The following is a 4938-nucleotide window of genomic DNA, read 5'->3' on the forward strand; positions in this document are numbered from 1 at the left end:
GGGATCTGTCAGGGGGAGCGCCGACGATTTTTCGAGTGGCGCGGCTCGTCATGCCTCTGCGGGGCGGGAATGGGTCGCTGCCGCCAGGTCGGTGTCCGGTCGGGTCGGCCTCAGTTCGGGGAAGAACCGGTGCTCGGTGAGCTTGGCGAGCACCGTGGCCGGGCTGCCCGGGCTGCCGTCGGGAGGGTGGCCGCCGACCGCCAGGGCGACCTGGTAGTGGCGTGCCCGCCACTGGGCGACCTGCTCGTCCCAGGCGATCATCGCCGTGGCGAGCCGGTGTGTCGGGTCGCCCGGCGGCAGCGTGCGGAGCGTGTCGCCCCGGGCGGTGAGCTGTTCGGCGAAGGCCCGGCCGAGCTGTCGGCTCACCGACGCGACCTGCCGCCAGCCGGGTGACTCGGCGCCGGACCCGTTGCCCAGCGCGGGTTGCATCGCCTGGAAGTCGACCGGTGACAGGTGGCCGAACATCGCCAACTGGTCGGTGACCAGCCGGACCGCGAGCGTCGCGCGGGCCAGCAACGCCGTTGCCGCCAGCGGGTCTGCGGCCTCGGTCCGCGCGACGGCGGCGGTCAGCTCGGCGCCGGCGAGCTTCAGCCACAACTCGGCGGACTGGTGCACCACCTGGAAGAGCAACTCGTCGCGGTGGAGCATCTCCTCCGGGCGGCGCTGCAGATCGAGCAGCTCATCGGTGCGCATGTAACGGGCATAGTCCGTAGGGCCGTCGCCCGGCAGCACGGGTGACTGGTCACGTTTCACGACTGTCCCTCCGGTAAGCGCCGGCGCGGCACGGGTGCCGGCGCTCAACGGCGGCAATTATCCAACGAAGAAAGGCAATGTGTCACCCCCTGTCCGAGGCGCAGGACGGTCGGGTGCCGGGGATGAGGGACGCCTTTCTTGCCCAGGAATGTGAGCGCTAACATAATGAATTACTTCCGTCAATACTGAGCAGTGCCTGACATGTCACAGTTGACCGGCTCGACCCGGAAGTGGGGCGGCGACCGCGTCGATGCTGGTCGACGAGGTTCTCCGGGGTTGCCGAACCGGGTCCACTGCCTTCGCTGTCGGCCGAGACATGCGCGGAGTGTTCGGTTGCTTACTGTGCGAGTGCGTGGTTGGGTCGACCTTACCTACGAGGCGGCGGCGCGAGGTGCGACTGCGCGGTGGCCGACAGTGGTCGGCGGTGTCCGCGGGATCGGTCCCCGGAAGGAGTGCCATGACGGCGGCGTCGACCTTCGACTCGGGTCCGATCGACGGCTTCGGTGAGGTGTCCATCCGGCCGGTGGCGCCCGACCGGGACGTCGTGGTGATCCACGACTGGGTGACCCGGGAACGGTCCCGGTTCTGGGGCATGGGTGATGCCAGCCTCGAGCGGGTCCGGGAGATCTACACGTACCTCGACTCGCTGACCACCCACCACGCCTACCTGGTCCATCGGGACGGCCGGCCGGTGGCGCTGTTCCAGACCTACGAGCCGGCCGCCGACCCGGTCGGGCGGTGCTACGACGTGCGTCCCGGCGACTTCGGCATCCACCTGCTCATCGGTCCCCCGGACGGGGGTGTCGAGCCCGGTTTCACCGGCGTGCTCCTCGACGCGTTCCTCGCGTTCGTGCTGGCGGACCCGACCAGGCGGCGGATCGTGGCCGAGCCGGACGCCCGCAACACGCGGGCCGTCGACCGGCTGGCCCGGGCCGGCTTCGTGCCCGGCCCGCAGATCGACCTGCCGGACAAGCGCGCCCAACTCATGTTCCTCGACCGGGAGCCGATCGGTCACTGACCGCCGGCCGGGCCGCGTCACCCGCACCGGCCGGGCCGCGTCACCCGTACACCGGGGCTGGGTCATCCGCACCGGCGAGGCCGCGTCACCCGTACCGGCGGCCGTGTCACTCGCGTCGGCCTGAGCGCGGTGCCGAGGCGGCGGCGTCCCCCGAACGGGGGTGAGCCGGCCCATGTCGCCATTCATCTTCTTGGTTAGGTTAGCCTCACCTACGTGCTTAGTGATCGAGTTCGTCCGGCGGGGACGCCCCACCACGCCACCAGCACCGGGACCCTACCCGTCACCCCGTGGCGGCTGTTCGACGTGCAGGTACGCGCGGCGCGCCGGCTCAGCCCGTCCTTCCTGCGGGTCACCTTCACCGGCCCGGATCTCGACCGGTTCGCCGACAACGGTTACGACCAGCGGATCAAGCTGGTGCTGCCGCTGCCCGGCCGGCCCGGCGTGCACCTGCCCGGCGGCGTCGACTGGTACACGCACTGGCGTGCGCTGCCCGAGGACGAGCGCTGTCCCCTCCGCACGTACACCGTCCGGGCGGTCCGGCCGCACCTGAGCGAGGTGGACATCGACCTGGTGCTGCACGGCGACAGCGGTCCGGCCGGTCGGTGGGCGCTGCGCGCCCGTCCCGGCGACGAGGCCGGCCTTCTCGGGCCCGACGCCGGTTACCACGGTGACCACGGCGGCATCGAGTTCCGCCCGCCGGCCGCCGGTCGGCTGTTGCTGGCCGGTGACGAGACCGCCGTGCCAGCGATCAGCGCCATCCTGGAACGCCTGCCCCTCGACGCCCGGGGCCAGGTGCTGCTGGAGGTGCCGGACCGGGCCGACGTGCTGCCGGTCGTCGCCCCGCCCGGTGTCACGGTCGACTGGCTGGCCCGCGACGGCGGCGGCCACGGCAGTCGGCTGCTGCCCGCTGTCGCCTCGGCGGCCCGACGCCTGCTCTCCCGCACCGGCGGGCTCCCCGCCGGCCCGAACTCCCACGTCGGCATCGACGCCAACGTCGACGTCGATGCCGACCGGACCCCGCTCTGGGAGGTGCCGACCCCGACCGCGCCGGTGCCGGTCTACGCCTGGCTGGCCGGCGAGGCCGGAGTCATCCGCGCGCTGCGCCGGCACCTGGTCACCGAACGCGGCATGGACCGTCGCGCGGTCGCCTTCATGGGGTACTGGCGGCTCGGCCGGGTGGACCCGGCCTGAGCGTGACCATCGGCTGTGACCCGCGTTACCTCTCGGTGGAGCGGGAATCAGACCAGCGGATCCGGATTTGAAGCCAGGTGTGACTGTCGCACTCTCTTCCACCCGGCCGCACCACGACCGGGCGGAGCTTTCCCGATGACCGATGTCGTCCACGACCAGCTGTCGAAGACCGCGCCGACGCCGGGTGACCTGATGACCCGCCGGCAGCGGGTGCAGCTCGTTCTCGTCCTCGGCTCGCTGATCGCCATCGGCCCGCTGACCATCGACATGTACCTGCCGGCGCTGCCCGCCATCGCCGCCGACTTCGCCACCACCTCGGCGGCGGTCCAGTTGACCCTCACCGGCACCCTCGCCGGGCTGGCCATCGGCCAACTGCTGATCGGACCGCTCTCCGACGCCGTCGGACGACGTGGCCCGCTGATCGCCGGCCTCGCCGTGCACATCGTGGCATCGGCGCTCTGCGTCGTCGCTCACCACATCGCCGTTCTCGGCGCGCTGCGGGTGGTGCAGGGCCTCGGCGTCGCCGCCGCCACGGTGGTCGCGATGGCGGTGCTGCGTGACCTGTTCAGCGGCACCGCGTTCGCCACCCTGCTCTCCCGGCTGCTGCTGGTGATGGGCGCGGCACCGATCCTCGCCCCCACCCTCGGCGGTGGGGTGCTGCGCTGGACGGACTGGCGGGGTGTCTTCGTGACGCTGGCGGTCTTCGGCGTGCTGCTCGTCGTGGTCGCCGTGGTCGGCCTGCCCGAGACCCTGCCGGCCGAGCGTCGCCAACGCGGCGGCGCGTGGACGACCGTGGGCCTGTACGGTTCGCTGCTGCGCGACCGCACCTTCGTCGGGCTCGTCCTGGTCGCCGGCCTGGCCATGGCGGCGCTGTTCGCGTACGTGGCCGGCTCGTCCTTCGTCCTCCAGGAGGGGTACGGGCTCGACGAGCAGCAGTTCGCGCTGGCGTTCGGGGCGGGCGCGGTGGGCCTGATCGGGGCGGCCCAGTACAACGTGCGGCTGCTGCGTCGCCACTCACCGCAGCGCATCCTGGTCACCTCACTGAGCATCGGCACGCTGGCCGGGCTGGTGCTGCTGGCCTTCGCCGCGACCGGGTTCGGTGGGTTGCCTGCCCTGTTGGTGGCGCTCTGGGTGGTATTGGCGGCGGCCGGACTGGCGATGCCGAACGCCCCGGCGCTGGCGCTGTCCCGGCACGGCGAGGCGGCCGGCACCGCGTCGGCCCTGCTCGGTGCCGTGCAGTTCGGCGTCGGTGCGGTGGCCGCGCCGATGGTGGGGGTGCTGGGCAACGGCGCGGTGGCGATGGCGCTGGTGGTGGCCGGTGGCATGGTGGCGGCACTGGCGGTGCTGTTCCTCGTGGTGCGACCGTCCCGGCTCGTCGACCTGGAGCCGAACTCGGCGGTCGTCGCCGTGCACTGACGGGCACCGGCCGGACAGCTCGATTCGGGTACCACCACGGTGAAGTTGATCTCGTAGGATGCGCGGAAGACCGCCCCTCCCGACTTCACCACGGGTCCGGCCGTGGCCTACCTGGAGCTGGTGCCGCCGCGTACGGCGTTGCGCGACGGTGACTGGCCGGCAGCCCGGCGTCAACTGGCCGATCTGCCGGCCGGCACCCGTACGTCGCTCGTCCAGCTGTCGTCCGAGTACGGCAGCCGGGAGCTGCTGGCGTCGGCGGCCGCCGACGCCAGGGGGCGTCCGGCGGCCTCGGCGGCGGCGCGGGCGACCTGGCCGACCGCGCCGGCCCTGCCGACGGGGGGCCGGTGGAGGCCCACGGACGGTGTCGGCCCGGGCCGACACCGGGGGCGTCGGCGGCAGATGGCGAACAGGGCGGGCCCAGTGGGCCCGCCCTGTCACTGTTGGCGACTACCAGAGGATTTGAACCCCTAGACCACATCTGCAATCCGCAACCGTGCTAAGTGGCAGTCACCGAAAGCGTAGTCCCGCGCAGCGGGTCGACGCAGTCGTGCTCGTGACAC

The 4938-nt window shown here is 72.3% G+C and carries 4 protein-coding genes; 3 read left to right on the plus strand and 1 reads right to left on the minus strand.

Annotated features, from left to right (window positions below):
* Window positions 1–48 precede the first annotated feature (48 nt).
* Window positions 49–753 (minus strand): tryptophan 2,3-dioxygenase family protein, encoded by a 705-nt coding sequence (locus tag GA0070216_RS05425; protein ID WP_091239862.1) that lies wholly within the window; start codon window positions 751–753, stop codon window positions 49–51.
* A gap of 457 nt (window positions 754–1210) precedes the next feature.
* Between GA0070216_RS05425 and GA0070216_RS05430 the strand changes: the two genes are divergently transcribed.
* From GA0070216_RS05430 to GA0070216_RS05440, 3 genes are all read left to right on the plus strand, one after another.
* The gene (locus tag GA0070216_RS05430) at window positions 1211–1771 is read left to right on the plus strand and encodes a GNAT family N-acetyltransferase (RefSeq protein WP_091239865.1); all 561 of its coding nucleotides are present in this window, start codon (window positions 1211–1213) and stop codon (window positions 1769–1771) included.
* Between the two features lie 213 nt (window positions 1772–1984).
* Window positions 1985–2962: a siderophore-interacting protein gene (locus tag GA0070216_RS05435; RefSeq protein WP_218108133.1), complete on the plus strand. Its 978-nt coding sequence runs from the start codon at window positions 1985–1987 to the stop codon at window positions 2960–2962.
* 135 nt (window positions 2963–3097) lie between these two features.
* Window positions 3098–4378: a multidrug effflux MFS transporter gene (locus tag GA0070216_RS05440; RefSeq protein ID WP_245722318.1), complete on the plus strand. Its 1281-nt coding sequence runs from the start codon at window positions 3098–3100 to the stop codon at window positions 4376–4378.
* Window positions 4379–4938 lie beyond the last annotated feature (560 nt).

Origin of the sequence: Micromonospora matsumotoense (genome assembly GCF_900091525.1) — a bacterium.
In the GTDB taxonomy this organism is placed as follows: Bacteria; Actinomycetota; Actinomycetes; order Mycobacteriales; family Micromonosporaceae; genus Micromonospora; species Micromonospora matsumotoensis.

Bases quoted from the DNA above. Each gene is read 5' to 3' on its own strand.
- GA0070216_RS05430 (WP_091239865.1), top strand. From the start codon at position 1,211: ATGACGGCGGCGTCGACCTTCGACTCGGGTCCGATCGACGGCTTCGGT.
- GA0070216_RS05440 (WP_245722318.1), top strand. From the start codon at position 3,098: ATGACCGATGTCGTCCACGACCAGCTGTCGAAGACCGCGCCGACGCCG.